General features: G+C 64.7%; 16 protein-coding genes. 4 read left to right on the plus strand and 12 right to left on the minus strand.

Annotated features, from left to right (window positions below):
- The first annotated feature begins 95 nt into the window (after nucleotides 1-95).
- On the plus strand, nucleotides 96-3,533 hold the full coding sequence (locus tag VKT51_10385; protein HLJ84568.1) for a TonB-dependent receptor: 3,438 nt from the start codon (nucleotides 96-98) through the stop codon (nucleotides 3,531-3,533).
- Between the two features lie 132 nt (nucleotides 3,534-3,665).
- Here VKT51_10385 and VKT51_10390 read toward each other — a convergent pair whose 3' ends face one another.
- From VKT51_10390 to VKT51_10445, 12 genes are read right to left on the minus strand one after another with little or no spacing between them, the layout of a single operon-like run.
- A complete protein-coding gene (locus tag VKT51_10390; GenBank protein HLJ84569.1) occupies nucleotides 3,666-4,469 on the minus strand; it encodes a hypothetical protein in 804 nt (267 codons plus the stop codon).
- Nucleotides 4,454-4,912, minus strand: coding sequence for a Fur family transcriptional regulator (locus VKT51_10395; protein ID HLJ84570.1), 459 nt, complete (start codon nucleotides 4,910-4,912; stop codon nucleotides 4,454-4,456). Before VKT51_10395 ends, VKT51_10390 begins: the two co-directional genes overlap by 16 nt.
- Nucleotides 4,909-5,772: a metal ABC transporter permease gene (locus VKT51_10400; protein ID HLJ84571.1), complete on the minus strand. Its 864-nt coding sequence runs from the start codon at nucleotides 5,770-5,772 to the stop codon at nucleotides 4,909-4,911. The genes VKT51_10395 and VKT51_10400 overlap by 4 nt, the downstream gene beginning before the upstream one ends.
- Nucleotides 5,773-5,775: 3 nt before the next feature.
- On the minus strand, nucleotides 5,776-6,657 hold the full coding sequence (locus tag VKT51_10405) for a metal ABC transporter ATP-binding protein (protein ID HLJ84572.1): 882 nt from the start codon (nucleotides 6,655-6,657) through the stop codon (nucleotides 5,776-5,778).
- Nucleotides 6,654-7,574 carry a metal ABC transporter substrate-binding protein gene (locus VKT51_10410; GenBank protein ID HLJ84573.1) on the minus strand — a complete coding sequence of 307 codons (921 nt, stop codon included), beginning with the start codon at nucleotides 7,572-7,574 and terminating at the stop codon, nucleotides 6,654-6,656. The genes VKT51_10405 and VKT51_10410 overlap by 4 nt, the downstream gene beginning before the upstream one ends.
- Nucleotides 7,575-7,634: 60 nt before the next feature.
- The gene (locus tag VKT51_10415; protein ID HLJ84574.1) at nucleotides 7,635-8,321 is read right to left on the minus strand and encodes a lytic transglycosylase domain-containing protein; all 687 of its coding nucleotides are present in this window, start codon (nucleotides 8,319-8,321) and stop codon (nucleotides 7,635-7,637) included.
- A gap of 32 nt (nucleotides 8,322-8,353) precedes the next feature.
- Nucleotides 8,354-9,652 (minus strand): hypothetical protein, encoded by a 1,299-nt coding sequence (locus VKT51_10420; GenBank protein ID HLJ84575.1) that lies wholly within the window; start codon nucleotides 9,650-9,652, stop codon nucleotides 8,354-8,356.
- Entirely contained in the window at nucleotides 9,649-10,161 is a 513-nt protein-coding gene (locus tag VKT51_10425) for a FliH/SctL family protein (GenBank protein HLJ84576.1), read from the minus strand. The genes VKT51_10420 and VKT51_10425 overlap by 4 nt, the downstream gene beginning before the upstream one ends.
- Before the next feature lie 31 nt (nucleotides 10,162-10,192).
- A complete protein-coding gene (locus VKT51_10430; GenBank protein HLJ84577.1) occupies nucleotides 10,193-11,638 on the minus strand; it encodes a flagellar M-ring protein FliF C-terminal domain-containing protein in 1,446 nt (481 codons plus the stop codon).
- A gap of 7 nt (nucleotides 11,639-11,645) precedes the next feature.
- Nucleotides 11,646-11,957: a flagellar hook-basal body complex protein FliE gene (locus VKT51_10435; GenBank protein HLJ84578.1), complete on the minus strand. Its 312-nt coding sequence runs from the start codon at nucleotides 11,955-11,957 to the stop codon at nucleotides 11,646-11,648.
- 13 nt (nucleotides 11,958-11,970) lie between these two features.
- Complete coding sequence (locus tag VKT51_10440; GenBank protein HLJ84579.1) at nucleotides 11,971-12,405, minus strand: flagellar basal body rod C-terminal domain-containing protein; 435 nt, start codon at nucleotides 12,403-12,405, stop codon at nucleotides 11,971-11,973.
- The gene (locus tag VKT51_10445) at nucleotides 12,402-12,704 is read right to left on the minus strand and encodes a hypothetical protein (protein HLJ84580.1); all 303 of its coding nucleotides are present in this window, start codon (nucleotides 12,702-12,704) and stop codon (nucleotides 12,402-12,404) included. The genes VKT51_10440 and VKT51_10445 overlap by 4 nt, the downstream gene beginning before the upstream one ends.
- Nucleotides 12,705-12,876: 172 nt before the next feature.
- On the opposite strand from VKT51_10445, the gene VKT51_10450 reads away from it, so the two are divergent.
- The 3 genes from VKT51_10450 to VKT51_10460 all read left to right on the plus strand — a co-directional run bounded on the left by VKT51_10450 (nucleotide 12,877) and on the right by VKT51_10460 (nucleotide 18,368).
- Nucleotides 12,877-14,658 (plus strand): adenylate/guanylate cyclase domain-containing protein, encoded by a 1,782-nt coding sequence (locus VKT51_10450; GenBank protein HLJ84581.1) that lies wholly within the window; start codon nucleotides 12,877-12,879, stop codon nucleotides 14,656-14,658.
- Between the two features lie 67 nt (nucleotides 14,659-14,725).
- Nucleotides 14,726-17,740, plus strand: coding sequence for a GAF domain-containing protein (locus VKT51_10455; protein HLJ84582.1), 3,015 nt, complete (start codon nucleotides 14,726-14,728; stop codon nucleotides 17,738-17,740).
- An 85-nt stretch (nucleotides 17,741-17,825) separates the two neighbouring features.
- Complete coding sequence (locus VKT51_10460; protein ID HLJ84583.1) at nucleotides 17,826-18,368, plus strand: Uma2 family endonuclease; 543 nt, start codon at nucleotides 17,826-17,828, stop codon at nucleotides 18,366-18,368.
- Nucleotides 18,369-18,387 lie beyond the last annotated feature (19 nt).

Below are 18,387 nucleotides of genomic sequence, written 5' to 3' on the forward strand. Positions count from 1 at the left end.
AGCGAGCGGTCGATTCACGGAGGCAAGCGGCGATCGCTCGATCGTCTGCACGAGCCATCCGCGCTTCGGTTTTTCTGATTGGAGACGGTAACGAGATGTTCAACCGAATCTGCATCGCCGCGTGCGCAGCTGTCGCCATCATCGCGAGCGCCAACTCGGCGATCGCCGGCACGACGGGCACGCTGTACGGTCATGTCGTCGACAGCGCGCAAGGCGCGCCGCTCTCGGGCGTCAAGGTGACCGCGATCTCGCCTTCGCAGACGGCCTCGGCCGTCACCAATGCGAGCGGCGTCTTCTCGTTCGTCTCGCTCGCGCCGGACACGTACGCAGTGACGGCGCAGGCCAGCGGCTACGATGTCTCCACGTTGAACGGCGTCACCGTCCAGGCGGACCAGACGCAGACGGTCACCATCGCACTCGCCAAGACCATCGCCGTGCTCGGCAAAGTCAACGTTCGCGCGACGACGGATCTCATCCGTCCGGGCACGACGAGCGACGTCTACTCGATCAACGCGACGGGTCAGCAGGCGGCCGCGACACTTGCCGGCGCCGGAAATCTCAATCAGGCATACAGCGCGATGGCATCGGTGCCAGGCGTCAGCGCCGTGCAAGGCCAGCAGGGCTGGTATCAGCCGATCTACATCCGCGGCGGCGACCTCGATCAAGTGGGCTGGGAGTTCGATGGCATCCCCGTCAACCGCACGTACGATAACGCGCCGCAGACGTTCTTGGCGAATCTCGGCCAACAGGAGCTGCAGGTGTACACCGGCGGCACGTCTGCGAACGCCGACGCATCCGGAATCGCCGGCTACGTCAATCAAGTCGTGAAAAAGGGGAGATATCCAAGTTTTGCGACCCTGAGCTTGGGCATGGGCGGGCCGACATTCTACAATAAAGCGTCGATCGAATACGGCAGCGCCACTCCCGATCAGCGATTTTCGTACTACATCGGTACGTCCGCGGTCAATCAGAACTACCGCTATATCAATCAGAACAACGGCGTGGGATCGGGCGGCTTCTTCTATCCGATCAACATCACCGCGTTCGGCGGACCGGCCAATGCGTTCGGCCCTGGATACCTCTACGGTATCTCGGGCACCGTCGACCGCGAGAACATCGCGAACCTCCATTATCAGATCGCGCACAAGAACGACGCGAATACCGATGATGTACAGTTGCTGTACATGGCGAGTTACTTATACAACCAGTACTACAGCTCAGTGGACGATCTCGGCGGCGCGGCGTATGTCGACCCGCTCGTCTTCGGTCCCCCGACGTTCCAAGACGGACTCGTCTACAACGGCGCTTTGATGGCGGCTCCGAACTCGGCGGACATCTCGCCGTATAAATATCCGAGCACGCCGCACGCGCTGCTGTGGAATCCCGTGACGCGCCAGCTGATGGGTCAGCCGCAGATCCCGACCGATCTGCGCGAATCCAACGCCAACAACGTCACGCTGATGAAACTGCAGTATCAGCGCAACATCTCGAGCACGTCGTACTTCCGCATCTTCGGATACCAGCTCTACTCGAACTGGTTCATCCACGGTCCGGTCTCGGCGTACTTGCCGTTCGGCGGCGAGATCGCCGACTACGAGCTTCCTTCGCACACGTACGGCACCGTTGCGAGCTATACGAACCAGCTGAACGACCAGAACTTGCTGACGGTTTCTGCGTACTATTCGACCACGCGTATTCAGCGCTACACGACCAACGGCGGCTTCCCGGGCGCGTCGTCGAACTACGCCGTCACCAACGACGTGAACGCGAGCGGCCAATGCGTCGACGCGCTCGGCGATATCGTCTCGTGCTTCGGGAACGGGAATCCGAATCGGACCTCGCTCTCGAAGCTCCTTGCCGGAGTGGTGCCCGGAGCGTGTCCGCAAGATGCCGGCGAGCCGTTTTGCGCCGCGCCGGGCACGTCGTGGCTCATGACCGAAAACGGCTACCACGCGAACTTCAACAAGCTCAATCCGGTTTTCAGCGCCTTCTCGATCAACGATAACTGGAAGCCGAGCCAGCGAACCACGTTCAATATCGGCGCGCGCATCGAACAGTACACGAACAACCTCACCGACAATACGGTCAACGGCTACGCGTCGCGCGCGTTCTGGTTCGCGGCATACAATAGAGAGTATTGTTTCGGGCCCGGCTACTTCCAACCGATCCAAAAGGCCAGCCCCACCGACACGTGCGCGGCGGACTTTCCGAACACCGCGCCGCTCTCGGCCGTTAATTTCGTGAACCAGAACCCAGCCAATTTCTCGCATGTCGAATTGCAGCCGCGGCTCGGCGCGACATTCGAAGCAGGTCCAAACGACGTGTTCCGAGGGTCAGCGGGCATCTACTCGCGGCCGGCAAGCACGCGCGAGGCCTCTTGGAACACGACGCAGGAAGATCTCGCCACATTCCTCGGCACGAACTTCGCGGCGTACGGACAATTCACGCCCAACCATGATGTCCGGCCCGACCGCTCCACCAACTACGATCTCTCATGGGAACACCATTTCGCCAACAGCAACGTCTCGTTCAAGGTGACGCCGTTCTACCGAAGCACGCAGGACCAAGTGCAGCAGATGATCATCAATGCTCTCACGGGTCTCTTCGGCAGCTTCAACACCGGCCGGCAAGTCTCGTCGGGTGTTGAATTCGCGCTGCACGATGGCAGCTTCTCGCAGGACGGCTTCGCGTTCCAGCTCGCGTACACGCACACCAACAGCCGCATCCGCTTCAATGCGTTCTCGAACGGGCTCAACGTGATCGACAACATGAACGAGTACGTCCAATGGTATAACTCGTTCACGAGCGCGTGTGCCGGCGCGCCCACGCCGACGCGGTACAATCCCACTTCGCTCTGCGGCGCCTTCGGCAGTTCGAACGCGCAGCCGACGTTCGGCGCGACCACGAACCCGTATTACAACCTCCGCGCGCAGCCGCTCTTCGACCGCGGCGGCTGGTACACGCCGTACGACCTCATTCCGCAGCCCTTCGCCGCCGGCAACGGTTATGAGGTGCCGGACGTCGCGAACTTGATCCTCAACTACAAACACGGGAAGTGGGCCGTCTCGCCGAGCTTCATCTACAGCTCCGGATCCACATACGGCTCGCCGCTTGTCTGGGAAGGCAGCATCCCGAATCCGGCCGAGCCGAACTACGGACCATCGTTTATGATCCCGGATCCGTACACCGGCAAGTTCGATGGGTTCGGCGACTTCAAGCAGCCGTCGCGGATAACGATCAACACGCAGTTCACGTACGATTTCACGCCAAACACCAAGGCGACGCTGCTGCTCACGAGCCTTGTCGATCAATGCTCGCAACGCGGCTACGCGTGGGACTACGCGAATATCTGCGAGTACTCGACGTTGCCCTCGAGCTTCTTGCCGCCCACCGGGGGCACGCTTGCGCAGGCCGCCGCTGGACCCGTACAGCTGAAATACCCGTATGCGATGTGGCTCAACAACAACAACACGGGCTTCGTCGGCACGAAGATCCCGTTCCAAGCAGCAGTCAACGTGGATTTCAAGATCTGAACCGAGTCGACCGGCGTGCCGAAGGGGCCGACGTTAGTCGGCCCAGCGAATGCGAAGTGGGCCGACTAGCGTCGGCCCCTTCAATTTTGGGAAGTGGGCCGACTAACGTCGGCCCCTTCAATTTTGGGGCCTTCAATTTTGTGCGCGCAGCGCGTCGAGCGATGTCGTGATCTCGCTGCGGTAGCCGCCGCGACCGAACGCGACCAACGCGGTCTGCCGGTCGATGCCGGAATACCGCGCGCGCGATGCAACGGTGCCGAGCGGCACGTCGGGAGACTGCCACACCTCTACGATGCTCGGCGGCACAGTCGCGCCTTCGGCGACGCCGTTGCCCTGGAATGCGACCACGATGTGCGTCGCATGCACGGTCGACCCGCCTGCGACGAGATCCTTTGGCTCGACCGAGATCACCGTGCCGGCGGACTGCGCGAATGGCGTGCCGTCGCTCAGCGAGAACGTCGGCGCAGGAGCTTGTCCTGTGGAAAGCGTCGGATAGCCGGCCGTCCGGTCGCTCAGCCGAAACGCTCTGTCGCCTATACCTGCGACGGATGCGATGACATCGTACTGCGCGCCGAACGGACCGAACGCGTCTCCACCCACGTACGTCTTCAAGACGATCGGCGGCGCGATATCGCCTGACTGCATCGAGCCAAGCCCGGTCACCGGCTGCGAATCCACCCGCGTCTCGATCCAAAGCGTCGGTTTTCCGGCGACATCCTCGACGCCGAAGCCGGTCGTGACGACGCTCGCAACGCCGCCGCCGGTATTGCGGACGGAGACCCAGTCGCCCGGCTGCGGCAGCGGTGAGAGAAAGCCGTAGAGGTCGGCGAGGGTGACGCTGTCGCCCGGATGGAGCGCCGCCGGTCCTGCACTCGCTGCGCCGCCGGTTGCAAACGCGACGGAGCCGATCAGCGCGGCGATCAGCGGCGCGCGCACGACCGGCAGATCCCGAAGAACTCCATGCGATGTTGCGTGAGCGTGAACCGCAGCTCGTGTGCGAGCGTATTCTCAAAGCGCGTGATCGACGCGCACGGCACGTCTTCCACACGATGGCACTTCGTGCAGACGGCGTGATGATGGTGCTCGATCGGACAATAGAGGTAAGCGATCTCGCCGGAGCCCTGCACCTGTTCGGTAGCGGCGCCGATCTCGCGCATCACCTCGAGCGTGCGATAGACGGTGGCCAGGCCGATGGCTTGGGAACCGCTGCTCGTGCGTGTCGCCGCAAGCTTCTCGTGGAGCTCGCGCGCCGTCAGATACCGGCGCGATCGCACAAAGGCTTCGATGACCGCGCGCCGCGGCTTCGTGGAGCGGAAGCCGCGGGCCGTCATGCGCGCGAGCATGCCCTCGTGATTCGCCGCGCGGCGCGAGTCCGTCACCGCGCTTGCAGCGCGTTGCGGCGCGCTTCCATGACCGCGGTCAAAAGCGAGCGGCGCTTCGGCGAAAAGGCGACAGCGATGAAGAAAAACGCCGTTGCGCACAGCACGATGGTCGAACCCGAAGCGGCGTCGAGATAGTATGAAGCATAGAGGCCTACCACCGAAGACATCAATCCGAACGCCGCAGCGTAGGCCATCATGCGCCCGAATCTATTCGTGAGTTGGAATGCTGTGGCCGCAGGGGTGACGAGGAGCGCGGCGACGAGCACGATGCCCGCCGCCTGCAGCGACACGATGATGGTCACTGCGAGAGCGACGAGGAGTATTGCGTCCAGCACCGCGGTGGGAAGACCGCTCGCCTGCGCGCTGACCGGATCGAACGACGCGAACAGCAACTCTTTGTAGAGAAGCGCGATGAGCGCCAACACGGCCAATGCGAGCGACGCGACCAAGATGATATCCAACGCATCGACGCCGAGGACGTTGCCGAACAGGAAGTCTTGGAGGTCGACCGTGTAGGTGCGCGCGCGCGACATGAGGAGCACGCCGAGCGCAAACGCTGCGGTGAACAGCACGCCGATCGATGTGTCGAACGAGACGTTCGAGCGGCGGCTCACGACACCGATCCCAAGCGCGGTGACGATGGCGAAGATCAGTCCGCCGACGTAGAGGTTTATCTTCAAGATGTATGCGATGACGATGCCCGCGAAGGAGGCGTGCGCAAGTCCGTCGCCGATGAACGCGAGATTACGCAGCACGACGTAGACGCCGACGACCGAACACGTCAGGCCGATCAATGCCGACGCCAAAAGCGCCCGCACCATAAAGGCGTTCTGCAGCGGATCGACGAGCCAGTGCATCCGCTAGTCGGCGACCGCCGGAATGAGCAGTACGTGACTGCCGTACGTCTTGGAGAGGATCTCGTCGTTGAGGACTTCGGCTGGCGGACCGTACGCGATGACGCGATGGTTCAGGCAGAGCAGCTTGTCGAACCACGTCGCCACGCACGACAGGTCGTGCGTGCTCGCCACGATCGTCATACCGCGGCGCTGCCGGTCTTCGAGCAGCGTGAATATCGCATGTTGGCTGGCGGCGTCGACGCCGGCGATCGGCTCATCGAGCAAGAGCATTTGAGGTTCCGACGTGAGAGCGCGCGCGACGAACACGCGCTGTTGTTGACCGCCCGATAGTTCGCCGATCTGCGACGCGGCGCGATCCGCCATGCCGACCTCTTCAAGCGCGGCGCGCGCCGCCTCCACGTCTTGTTTGGCCGGGCTTCTGAAGAAGCCGAGCTTCGAGTAACGGCCCATCAAGACGACATCCAACGCTGTTACCGGAAACGCCCAGTTCACCGATTCCGCTTGGGGCACGTAGCCGACGATGCGGCGGCGCGGATCGGGCGGCCCGCCGAAGACGTTCACGGCGCCGCACTGCGCGGGGTGCAAGCCTGCGATCACCTTGAGTAGCGTGGACTTCCCGGAGCCGTTTGGTCCTATGATGCCGACGAAGTCGCCCGGTTCGATATCGAAGCTGACCTCGTCCAAGACGTCGCGGCCGTAATATCCCGCGCAGACATCGCGCAGACTCACGGCCGATCGCTGTGGTGACGGCGCCGGTCCGCGCGGATGACCGCTGTGCGTGTGCAAGTGCGGCACGACCGGTGCGATCGCGTGCGTGTGATCGCGCGGCGATAGGACGCGCTCGGGTGCGAGGTGGGTGTGATCGTGCGTTTCGCGCGGTCTCAACTTTGAAGCGCCTCGACGATCCGGTTCACATCGTAATGCATTAACCCGACATACGTGGAAAGCGCGGGAGTGCCTCCTAAGGTGTCGTCGTAAAGATCGGTGACGGCGGAGATACCCGCGCCCGACGCGAGTTGTTGTGCGAGCTTTGGCGAGAACTGCGGCTCGGCGAACACCGCGTGGACCTGGTAGCGCCGAGCGTCCGCGATGAGCTGTGCGAATGCGCCAGCCGACGGTTCTTCGCCCGGTACCGGTTCGACGGCGCCGACGTCGCGAATGCCGTAGCGCGCATCGAAATGATACCACGCATCGTGAAAGCAGATCATCGCGCGCCGCTGCGGCGGCACGGTGGCCACGCGCAACCGTATCCATCGATCGAGCGCGGCATACTTGGCTCGCGTCGCCGCGAGATTCCGTCGGTAGACCGCCGCGCCGGCAGGGTCGATCTGTTCGAGCGCGGCCGCGATCTTGGCGGCGTACGATGCCGCATAGGTAGGATCGAGCCAGTAGTGCGGATTGATGCGCCCGTCGGCGCCCGTCACCGCTTGCGGCGCAAGCACCACTAGTTTCTGCGGCGCGTTCACCGAACGCAGCAGGTGGTCCATCCAGGTCTCGAGTCCGGCGCCGTTTTCAAAGACCAGATCGGCGTGTTCGAGCGTGACGATGTCGGATGGAGCCGGTTCGTAGGTCTCGGGAGCGGCCCCGATCGGCACGAGCGACGTCACGGCGACGCGATCGCCGCCGACATCGGCGACGATCGCGCCCAGCGTGGAAAATGTCGCGACGACATCGAGTTTCGCGGAAGCCGGTCGCCCGGCCGATGTGCCCGATGCGATGCGATCGGTCTTCTGCGCGCACCCGGCGAGCGCGGCGATGGCGAGTCCGGTCAAGCCGAGCTTCATCATTTTATCGAGAATCATTCTCGATAAGCATAGGTCATCGCGGCGGCCCTTGTCAAGCGGGCTCGGTTCGCCGCTGTTCTAGCCCGCGAGCGCAGACCTGCGGTATGCGCCAAGTATGCCCTGGACGTATGCGCGAGTTTCGGCGTAGGGCGGCACCCCGCCGTAGTGGTCGACTGCTCCTGGGCCCGCATTGTACGCTGCAAGCGCGATGTCCAACCGTCCATGATAGCGGTCGATGAGACCGCGCAAGTACGTCGCCCCGCCTTCGATGTTCTGCGCCGGATCGAAAGGATCGCGCACTCCAAGACCGCGGGCCGTGTCGGGCATCAACTGCATCAAGCCCATGGCTCCGGCTTTCGAAATCGCGTGCGGGTCATAGTTCGACTCCCTTTCGATGACGGCCGAGAGCAGCGCGGGATCGAGTTCGTGCCGTTGGGCGGCGGCGTCGATGACGCCGCCGAAGGCGGTCGGCGATCGCCGTGCCTCCGTCGGGCCGGCCGGTGATGCCGATCGCGCTGCCGCGCGGCTTTGCGCGACCAGCTCACGCAATGCGCCCGCGACCTTTTGTTCCAACGCGGCGAGTTGCTTGCTCACGCTCGCGATCATGGCGCTAAATCGCCCTTCGAGTTCCGTGAAGACGTCGGACGCAGGCGCGAGCTGCGGCTCCTTTGCCACAACTGTCGTCTCGCCGAAGTCGCCATAAGTCGCGAACGTCGCCGGAGCCGCGGGCGTCGAATGAGTGAACGCGATCGGGTCGATGTTCATGCTCTTTTCCTTTCTTGCTTCGCGTGAGTGCGTCACGCAACCGTTTCGAGTGCGCACGCTATGGCCCGCAGCCGCGCGAACGCGTCATCGCCGGCTTCAGCGTCTCCATCGTGGACGAGCGATTCGAGCTGGTCGCGTATCGAGACAGCGGCGTCCAGCCACGGATCGCCGCCGGGTTGATACGCGCCGAGCGCAAAGAGGTCGCGGGCCCGTTCGAGCGCGTCTAGCGCTCGGCGGCCCAGGGCGGCGTCGCGCCTGTGCTGCTGCGTGGCGAGCGTGGGCATGAGACGGCTGAGCGAGCGAAGTACATCGATCGCCGGAAATCGTCCGGCATCGGCTATCGCACGATCGAGTACGATATGCCCGTCCAGCATGCCGCGTATCGCGTCGCTCACCGGCTCTGTTCTATCATCCCCATCGACGAGGACAGCATAGACCGCCGTTATCGTACCGTTGCCGATGGCGCCGGTGCGTTCGACGGCGGCGCTGAGGTCCGCGGTGACCGACGGCGGATAACCGCGCTGCGCCGGCGACTCGCCGCCGGCAAGAGCGAGTTCGCGCATCGCATGCGCGGTGCGCGTGAGCGAATCGACGACGAGCAGCACGTCGAGGCCGCGCGAACGCAGCCATTCGGCCTGCGCGGTCGCCGTGTGGAGCGCGGCGACGCGCTCGGGAGCCGGCGATCCGGCCGGTGCGCAGACGATGGTGGTGGTGGGCCACGCGCGCGTTGCACGCAGCGCGTCGGCCGTCTCGCGCGCTTCTCTGCCGCGTTCGCCGATGAGCGCGACGACCCGCGCGTCGACGCGCGCATGTGCGACGATGCGCCTCAACAGTGAACTCTTGCCGACTCCGGCTCCCGCGAACAATGCGATACGCTGTCCGTAGCCGAGCGTGGCGAACAGATCGATCGCCGCGATCCCGGTCTGCAACGTGCGGTCGATAGCGACTCGATCCCGCGCGGATGGCGGCGGCGGCGCAGACATCGCGACGAAGCGGCCATGTTGAGCATCATCTACGCCGTCGCCCCACGCGTCCGTCTCCGCGCCGCAGATCCCACCGCCGACGAACGCACCCATTTCCGCGCCATCGCACTCCACGACGTCACCGGGCCCGACGCCGGCGCGTTCAACGAGCAGCTCGCACGTGGCGTTTATCGCGCTCGACGAACGAACGCGCGCAAATGCCTGACCTCCGCGTGCATGGATTTTCACCAGCCATCCAGGCCGGCACGCCGGTATACGGACATTGACGAGCATTCGCTGCGCCGACACGACTGTGCCGCGCCTGCACCAGCCATCGGCGGCGGCGTAGAACTTGGGCGGTTCGGTCATCCCGCGGCCGCACGAACAAGGAGTTCCGCTCGCTCTTCCAAGCGCGCGCCGATCGCGCCCGCGGGCGTATCGATGAACACGTCGCCGGGTTCAAGCCCTTCGTCTGCCGTGACGGCGTGCGCACGTTCGGGATCGAAGGCCGCGATGCAATCCGGCGCCATTCTGATCGCGGCTCTTCGCGCGGCGACACCGGCAGCCGCCAAGGCTTCGTCTACGAAGCGCACGATCAGCCGCGGATTTCGATCGATCGCATAGCGAAGCGCACGGGCGCAGGCCGCCGCCGCGAGAGAGATCGCCGCGGCGCGAATCAGTCGCGGGTCGATACCGTCTCCGTTCGGGGTGCGAGCTGCGCATCGCTCGCACTCGGGGTTCGGGCCGCGTACGGCCGCGTCGGGCGACGCGCACGCAGGCTCGCGACTCTCCTCTTCAGGGGCGGCAATCGGAGCCTGTTCCTTCGGCGGCGATATTTCCGCGTCGCATTGCGGTGACGGTAAGTTTTCTGCGTGCATGAGGCGGCGCGGCTCAAATGGGGCGAAGCGGCTATCCGTCATCGCGCCACGCTGTCAGGTGTTCTTCTATTGAGAGACGGCGTTTGTCGTCGAACCCGGCGAGCACGCGAGAGCGGATCGCAGCAGGCATGCCGTTGAGCACATAGGCTGCCGTGCGCGGAGACTCTGCGCCGATCACCTCGCCGATCGCTGTCGCGCAATCGGTTGGGCGCGCCGCCGGCACATCGATGCCTGCGCGAAACCGCGGCCAGCAGGCGCCGGCTGCCGTCAACACGAGCGCGGCAAGCGCAGTGACGGCCGCAATTGCGAGCCTGCCGTGCGGTGCCGCCGTTGCGGGCGGAGCCGCTGCAATGGGAAGCGCCGCGGCGAATGGCAACACGCCCACGACGACGTCGTCGCCGGACCCCAAGTCGGCGCCCGCGGCGGCGCGTACGAGCGCCGCGACGTCGTTGCGCCGGTTTGCATCGACTCTGCGAGCATCGAGAAACACCGCGACCGTGATGCGTCGGATGACGTCGGCTGTGGACGACCGGTGTTCGACGACTGTATCGTACGCGTAGTGTTGGACATGACGTTCCTTGTCGAACGCTCGTCCGCCGTCCGCGCCATGTTCGAGTCCGGCGTCCGCGTCGAGCAGGCCGTGAGGGGTGACGCGAGTTGACTGCGACGAGTAGACGCTGCCGGCGGTGATCACGCGTACGCGAACCACTGCGGCGCCCGCTCCAAACACTGCGTCGAGCGCAGATTGCACGGAGGACTGCAGACGTGATTCCCGTGCGATCGTGGTGTCCTGTTGAGGCGCGTCTTTCAGCAACTTTCCGTCTGCGTCGGTGACCGCAACGCGGTCGGCACTGAGCCCGGGGACGGCCGAGGCCACGAGGTTGCGGATGCCGTTCACCGCAGCGGGCGCAAGACTCGCCCCGGGGCGAGCGACGATCTGCACGGCGGCGCTCGTCTGCGGCGGATCGCCGAGCGCTGCGATATCGCCGGCCGCAGGCGTTATGAAAACGCTAGCGTCTTCGACGTCCGATATGCGCCGCAGCGCCGCGACGAGGTCGCCTTCTAAACCAAGCCGGCGACGGTCGTCGACGAGCGCGCTCGGCGCAAGGGGGCTGATCGGCTCGGCGATCTCATCCGCCGACGTGGGCACGTGTGCGTGCGGAATGCCGGCGAGCGTGAGGCGCAAGAGCAGCGTTTGGCGGCGCGCCGCCGGCACGAAGATCTGATCGCTTCCCGGCGCGGCTGTGTGAGGCTCGCCCCAGAGCGTCAGCGCGTTCGTCACTTCAGCGATCTGATCGGCATGAAGCGGCGCGTCGAACAGAGCTACACCTGACGCGGAGCGCAGAACGAGAACGGAAGCGATTCCAACAATGATGAGTGCAAAGGCAATGGCGGCGACCGGTGCTCTTCGGCGCTCGATCCACGCTGCTGTTCTTCCGATGATGACGGGCACGCCATCCGGCAGTCTCGCGAGCATGCGTGTTCTACACCTGGGTCTGCAGCAACGAATTCACTGCTTGCGACACGCGCGTGGCAGCCGCGGACGCGATCGCGAGCGCCACAGCGGCCTTGGCGCGAGCGACTGCCGCCGCGGCGATGTCTCCGCCGCCCGCGGCGACGGCAGCCGCTGCGGAATCGGCGGCGCTCACCGCGCCGGCGGCGCCATCGGTGAGCGCGCTGAGTTCGGCGGCGAAGCGTGCGCCTTGCGTCGTTGCGTCTGCCGGCTTCTGCGGCGCGGCAATATCAATAGTTGATGGAATCGCTGTGGGCGTTGCCGCGTTTGAGAATACGTTCACGAAAATGTCCTCTTCAATACTTGTCGATGTCGGAGGCCTCGACGTCCATCTGTTTCGCAGCTTGGAGCGAAGCGACGTTCGCATCGTACGCACGGCCGGCCGAGATGAGCGAGATCATCGCGCCGATCGGATCGTCGTCTGAACCCGTACCGGCGCGCTCGCCCGCGGTGGAGAGTTGGGGCGCGCTGACGTCGGCCGCCCACTCATCTGTTTGCACCGCGGCCAGTCCGTCGCCAGCGGACGTTTCGCCGACGTCGTCTGGGCCGCCGATCGCGAGCGCGTCGTCTAACGCGCTCGAGAACGAGGCGGGAACGAATTGGAAATTTGCGGGCTGTGCAAGAGACGACGGAGACGATCCCACTCCCGCGATACTGCGCGCGATCCCATCCATGGCGGCGCGCTGGGCTTCCATGCCGTTCGCAGCGATGTCGAATGCTTCGTCGCTCATCTGCGGGCGTCGTCGGCTGCGCTGCGGAACTCGCGCAGGATCGCGCGCTCTTGGTCGGCGAGCGCGCGGTAGCGAACGGAATTCTGCGCGGACGCCGCCATCGCGCCTTCAATCGTCGCGGATGTACCCGGACCAAGAGCGCGCGCGACGAAACGGCCAAACCCGTCAGCGCTGGGCTGGACGTCGGCCGCGACAAAACCCGGCCGTCGCGCGTTCGCCGCGTCGAGAGCGAGAACGATCGCGCGATCGCGACCAAACGCGAGTCCGGCTTCGATCCGTGCTAAGGCAGAATCGGCCATCGATGACCTCCTCTCGGCTGCGGTTGCGGTGTTCGCCGACGGTACGCCGCTCTTGCGTCCCCGTTGGGGCGCACGCATGTCCGCATTCTGCGTCCCGCCGCGAAACGAAGTGGCTCTAATAGGCAGCAAGACCCTGGCCTCGATAAGCCGCCATGCCGATGAATACAGTAATATGGATCACGAGCGGCGCGACAATCCCTGGGAGCGTATCTCCTCCAGGCTTGACGAGGCTTTGGACGGCGCGCAGCATCTCGTGGATGAGCCGGCGACGATCGGCACGAGCAGCGCGGCGAAGCTTCTCGACCTCGTGGCGGACGCGCGCCGCGAGGTCCGCGCACGCGAACTCGAAGGCAAAGTGGCGGCGACCCGGGCGCATCGTCTCGAACTCGAACTCGATCAGCAGCGCCGTCGCGCCGACACCCTCGTCCGGATCGGCAAAGCGATCAACGCCGTTCGCGAACTGCCTGCGCTCTTGCAGCTCATCATCGACCTTGGCGTCGATGCGGTAGGCGCCGAACGCGGCATCGTCGTCGTGCCGGATCCCGCCGGCGGACGGCGTGAATTCAGTGCCGTCACAAATCTCGATGCGACGCTCATCGGCCGGCCGGAGTTCGCCGTCAGCCGTTCGATCGTGGACCGCGTGCTGGCGACCGGCGAGCCTATCGCCACCACCGACGCGCAGAACGACCCGGAGATCGGCAGTACGCCGAGCATCCGATCGTTGCACATACGTTCGATAGTCTGCGTGCCCATCAAGAGCAAGGACGGCGTTATCGGCGTGCTCTACGTTGACGCACGCATCCGGACCGACGCTCTCGAGCGCCACGACCCCGAGCTTCTCGCCACGATCGCCGACCAGGCCGCCGTCGCGATCGATAACGCACGTCTTTACGAAGACCTAAGCGCGAGCTTCGGCCGCCTGTCAGCCACGAAATCGCAGAACGATGAGATCCTCGAATCGATCGCTTCGGGCGTGGTCGTCCTCGACAGTCAGGACGTGATCGGGCAATTCAACCGCGCGGCTGAGATGACGTTCGGTCTTTCCGCGACGACGATCGTCGGGCGGCACGCGCGGCTGCTCAACACGTGGCTGCCCGGATTCACGACGTTACTCGATCAGTACCGCTCCGGGACAGATGCTCATTTCCAGACGGAGATCGCCGGAAACCACTTCATCCGCGGCGCGATTGTGCTCCAGATCACATTTTTCCGGATCCGGGACTTGGGCAACGGCGGCACGGGGACGGCCGTCGTACTCAACGACTTGACGGACAGCAGGGCGCTGGAAGCCGAGAATCAGATGCAAGCGGAGAAAAGCAAGCGCATCGCTCGGTCGTTTTCGCGCTATCTCGCTCCGCACGTGGTCGGTGATCTTATGAAAGATCCCGATGCCGTCGTGCTCGGCGGAACGCGCGCAACGGCCACGATGCTCTTCGCCGATATCCGGGGATTCACGGAATTGTCGGATCGTCTGATGCCTGAAGAAGTCGTCGAACTCCTCAACCGCTATCTGGGGCCCGTGGTGAACGTGATCTTCTCGAACAACGGCTTGCTCGACAAATTCTACGGCGACGGCATCATGGCGGTCTTCGGTGCGCCGCGGCAAGCCGACGACGATGCGCGGCGAGCGGTGACGGCAGCGCGCGAGATCCTCGAGCAGGTGCATCTCTTGAACTCGCAACCAGGCGCGCCGTGGCCGCTGTCGGTGAGCATCGGACTTGCGACGGGCGAAGTCGTGGCGGGGCACATCGGCTCCGAGCGACGGCTCGAATACACGGTTATCGGCGATGCGGTGAACCTTGCGAGCCGGCTGCAAGCGATCGCGGCGTCGAACCAGATACTCGCCGACGAAGCAACCTACCGCAAGGTGCGCGGGCTCATCACCTCGACTCGGCGCATGGCGCGCATCAAAGGAAAAGCTGCTCCGATATCCGTCTACGAGCTCCACGCATGACCGACACCCCAAGGAGTGCACGCATCTGAACGATTCGAACGCCGCCGCACCGAACCAACACGGATCTGTGGAAGAAGCGAGCCGTCAGGCGGCGAGCGACATCGCTTGGTCCGCCATGGCGTGGCTCGGCTGCAGCGAGGTCGAAGTCGATCTGTTCGACGATGCCACGTCCACGTATGTGCCCGCCGGCCAGACGTCGGCGCGCGGTGATGCTGTGCAGCGTTCGCGCCGCCTTGCGACGGAGGACGTGGCGCGCCTGCTGCCGTTCGGCACCGTTCTGCTCGCGGTCGAAGAATTGTCGGCGGTCGCCGGCCCGCTCGGCGACGCGCTCGCTGATCTCGGCGCGGCATCCGCATTGATCGTGCGGCTCGACAAAGGGCGAAGGGCGCTCGGGCTTGTGGTCTGCGCGTACGCCGAGCCGCGATCGTTCACCGCGGAGGATCAGCGCCAGGTCGCAGGGTTTGCGCGCGTCTCTGCAGCGAGTCTCGACTTCGCGCGGCGCACATCGCTGGCGCTGGATCGCGCCGACCGCCTCGCGACGCTCCTCGACAGCGCCGCCGCTTTCGCCGGCGAACTCGATCTCGAGTCGCTTTTCGCGTCCATCCACGTGCAGATCCAGCGGCTCATGGACGCGCCCGCGTTCTACGTCGCCGTTGCTTCGACAGACACCGGCATGCTGCAGACCGAATATGCGGTGGACTGCGGACAGCGCTTGCATCCGGACTCGCCCCGCCAGATCGACAGCATCGCGGCCGAAGTCTTCACGTCCGGCAAACCGCTCGTGCTCGAGAGTTCACCGCTGCCCAAGCAGGGCGCAGCGACCGAACACGAGACCATCGAACTGCGAAAAGAATCTGCCTTACTCGTGCCGATGCAGCTGCGCGACCGAGTCATCGGCGTCATGTGCGTGCAGTCGCCCCGGCGCAACGCCTACACTCCCGAACATGTGGAACTGCTGATAGAAGTCGCGGAGCATGCGTCGACGGCGATTCAGAACGCGGGCATTTTCCGCGAAGAGCGCCGGCGGACGGAGGAACTGACGGTCTTGCACCGGTTGGCTACCTTGACGTCATCCGAGGACGACCTCGACCGCGTCATGGCGGCGATCGTCGCTGAAGCCGCCGCCGTCTTTCATGCGGACGCAGCGAGCATCGCCCTCGAAGACGAGAGCGGTTTGTTCGTCGCGGTCGCGGATCACGGTCTTTCGGAGGATTTCCGGCGCCGCCGCGTCATCGACGGCGACGCGCTTCGGCTGCTCTTCGGCGATCCGCCCACCGATCGGTTCTTCAGCGCCGAACGCTTCGACGCGGTCGGCCAAGCCGATCTGCTCAACGCGGAGGGCATCGCGTCGGTATCGCTCGCACCGCTCGTCTACCGCAGCCGGCTCGTAGGCTGTCTCGCGTTTTACGGGCGGCAGAGAAGCGTGCGGTTGAGCGTCGGCGAGTCGCGCCTTGCGCAGCTGTTCGCTGATCAAGCCAGTGCCGCTCTCGAGCGCGCTCGCGCCGGCCGCAACTTGCACGAGCGCGTGGAAGACGAAGCGTTCCTCGCACGCGTGGGCCACACGTTGACGTCGCGGCTCGAAGTGGACAGCGCCGGAGTGCTTTCGATGTTGCGCGACCATTTCGGCTACCGCTATCTTTCGATATTCACTTTGGAAGCCGATTCGTCGTCGCTCGTGTTGGGCGCATCGCTGGGCTATGCGCACGACGCCCTGCGCCTTGCGCCGCACGCGATGAGCGATGGTATAGTCGGCGCCGTCGCGCAGGCGAACGAGGCGATCTACGTACCGGACGTGACGACCGATCCGCGTTACGTCGCCGGTGCAGCAGAAATCCGCTCGATGCTCGCGTATCCGCTGGCGTTCGGCGGACAAGTCCTCGGCGTGCTGAGTATCGAGAGCCCGATCATCGATGGATTCTCAAGCCGGGACCGCCGCATCATCTCGGCATTCGCCGACCGGTGCGCGATCGCGCTTTCGAATGCGCGGCAGTACGCGACCGCGACCGCGCGATTGACCGCGCTCGATCTCGCCCGCGCCGAACTCGAGCGCCACGCGCAGCATCTCGAGCGACGGCAGAGCGAGTTGAAGCTCATCAACGCGGTCTCCGCCGCGGTGAGCGGTACGCTGGACCTCGAACGCCTCTTGCAGACGGCCGCGCGCAGTATCGCGAAGGGCCTGCGCATGGAGCGCGTCGCCGTCGGCATACTTTCCGACGATCAGTCGCACTTGGAAATCGCGGTCGAGTACCGCAGCGACGGCGTTCCCGCGACGGTGGGCGCCAAGCTGCCGGTCCGGCGGCGTTCGGCCCTCGCTGAAGTCATCTTCGAGCGCCGGATCGTCTCCGCGGACGATCTGCAGAGCGACCCGGTCATGCGCGATTGCCGCGACTGGATCAACGAACGCCACCTGATATCCGGCGCGATCGTGCCGCTGGTCGTGGAGAGCCGCGTGATCGGGACTCTCTCCGTCAACTCGACCACGGAAACGCGTCTTCTCACCGCGGATGAACTCGGCGTGCTGGAGACCGCGGCGAACCAGATCGCGGTCGGCATCCGCAACGCGCGGCTCTACGGTCGGGCGAAGGAGCGAGCCAACGAAGATTCGCTCACCGGGCTCTTCAATCACCGCTACCTGCAGGAGCGGCTCGATAACGAGCTAGCGCGCGCAGAGCGCGCCGCGCAACCGCTCGCAATCGTGCTTTTCGACCTGAACAATTTCAAGAGTTTCAACGACAACTTCGGCCACCAAGCCGGCGACGAAGTGCTTCGATTCGTCGCGACGGCGCTGACGTCGTGCTTGCGCACCACCGATATCGCCGGGCGTTACGGCGGCGATGAATTTCTCGTGATCCTGCCGCAGGCCGACGAAGGCGGTGCCCGGTTGCTTCTCAACCGGCTGCACAACAAGATCGAACGTCGCGACGCGGGCTTCCCGCCGATCCCGATCGAGATGTCCGCGGGAATCGCGGTCTACCCGCGCGATGGAAACGATGCGGCCGAACTCGTAGCGCGGGCCGACAAAGGTATGTATGCCGATAAGAAGCGGCATGGCTCGACGCCCGCGGGGTTCACCGCGCGGTAGGCGCTCGTTAACGCCGACTCTCATCCCGGTCGCCATCGTGTTTACCCGTGCTCAACGACCGTGATATACTCTGCGTGCCGACACCATGCGTGAAATCGTTTTGCCGGAAACCAAGCCGGCGCTCGAATGGGTCAACGGCCGGGCCCTCCAAAAGGTGAGCCCGCAGCGGAAGCATGCGCTCGCTCAAAGCGTTTTTGTTTCGGCGCTTCTTGCTTGGGCGATGGAGCATGGGACGGGCCGTGTCGGCACGGAATGGGAATTTCGCGTACAGCCGCCTGGCGAAGATCGCCGGCCGCTCGTGCCCGACGTCGCGTACCTATCGTACGACACGTTGTCGTACGAAGCAGATGATGAGGCCGACATTCCGCGCGTGGCGCCTGACGCCGCGGTGGAAATCATGTCGCCGGGTGATCTGGGGCGCGATATCGAGGAAAAAATCCGCGTGTATCTGGCCGCCGGTGCGAGCGTCGTGTTCCTGGTCGACACGAATGCTCGGGCCGTCACCGCGTGTGATCGCATCGGACGCGTCACGTTCGACGATCGGATGATGCTGTCACACAGCGCTCTCCCGAACTTTTCGATGAGCGTCCGATCGTTGTTCGAGCAACCAAAACCCAGAGGGCGTTAAAACGAAGAAAGGCCGGCGT

It is taken from the genome of Candidatus Eremiobacteraceae bacterium, from assembly GCA_035295225.1.
Lineage (GTDB): Bacteria > Vulcanimicrobiota > Vulcanimicrobiia > Eremiobacterales > Eremiobacteraceae > JABCYQ01.

Excerpts from the sequence above, each read along its gene's own strand:
- VKT51_10385 (HLJ84568.1), top strand. The coding sequence starts at position 96 with ATGTTCAACCGAATCTGCATCGCCGCGTGCGCAGCTGTCGCCATCATC.
- VKT51_10400 (HLJ84571.1), bottom strand. The coding sequence starts at position 5,772 with ATGCACTGGCTCGTCGATCCGCTGCAGAACGCCTTTATGGTGCGGGCG.
- VKT51_10410 (HLJ84573.1), bottom strand. The coding sequence starts at position 7,574 with ATGATTCTCGATAAAATGATGAAGCTCGGCTTGACCGGACTCGCCATC.
- VKT51_10415 (HLJ84574.1), bottom strand. The coding sequence starts at position 8,321 with ATGAACATCGACCCGATCGCGTTCACTCATTCGACGCCCGCGGCTCCG.
- VKT51_10420 (HLJ84575.1), bottom strand. The coding sequence starts at position 9,652 with ATGACCGAACCGCCCAAGTTCTACGCCGCCGCCGATGGCTGGTGCAGG.
- VKT51_10425 (HLJ84576.1), bottom strand. The coding sequence starts at position 10,161 with ATGCACGCAGAAAACTTACCGTCACCGCAATGCGACGCGGAAATATCG.
- VKT51_10430 (HLJ84577.1), bottom strand. The coding sequence starts at position 11,638 with ATGCTCGCGAGACTGCCGGATGGCGTGCCCGTCATCATCGGAAGAACA.
- VKT51_10440 (HLJ84579.1), bottom strand. The coding sequence starts at position 12,405 with ATGAGCGACGAAGCATTCGACATCGCTGCGAACGGCATGGAAGCCCAG.
- VKT51_10445 (HLJ84580.1), bottom strand. The coding sequence starts at position 12,704 with ATGGCCGATTCTGCCTTAGCACGGATCGAAGCCGGACTCGCGTTTGGT.
- VKT51_10450 (HLJ84581.1), top strand. The coding sequence starts at position 12,877 with ATGGATCACGAGCGGCGCGACAATCCCTGGGAGCGTATCTCCTCCAGG.
- VKT51_10460 (HLJ84583.1), top strand. The coding sequence starts at position 17,826 with ATGCGTGAAATCGTTTTGCCGGAAACCAAGCCGGCGCTCGAATGGGTC.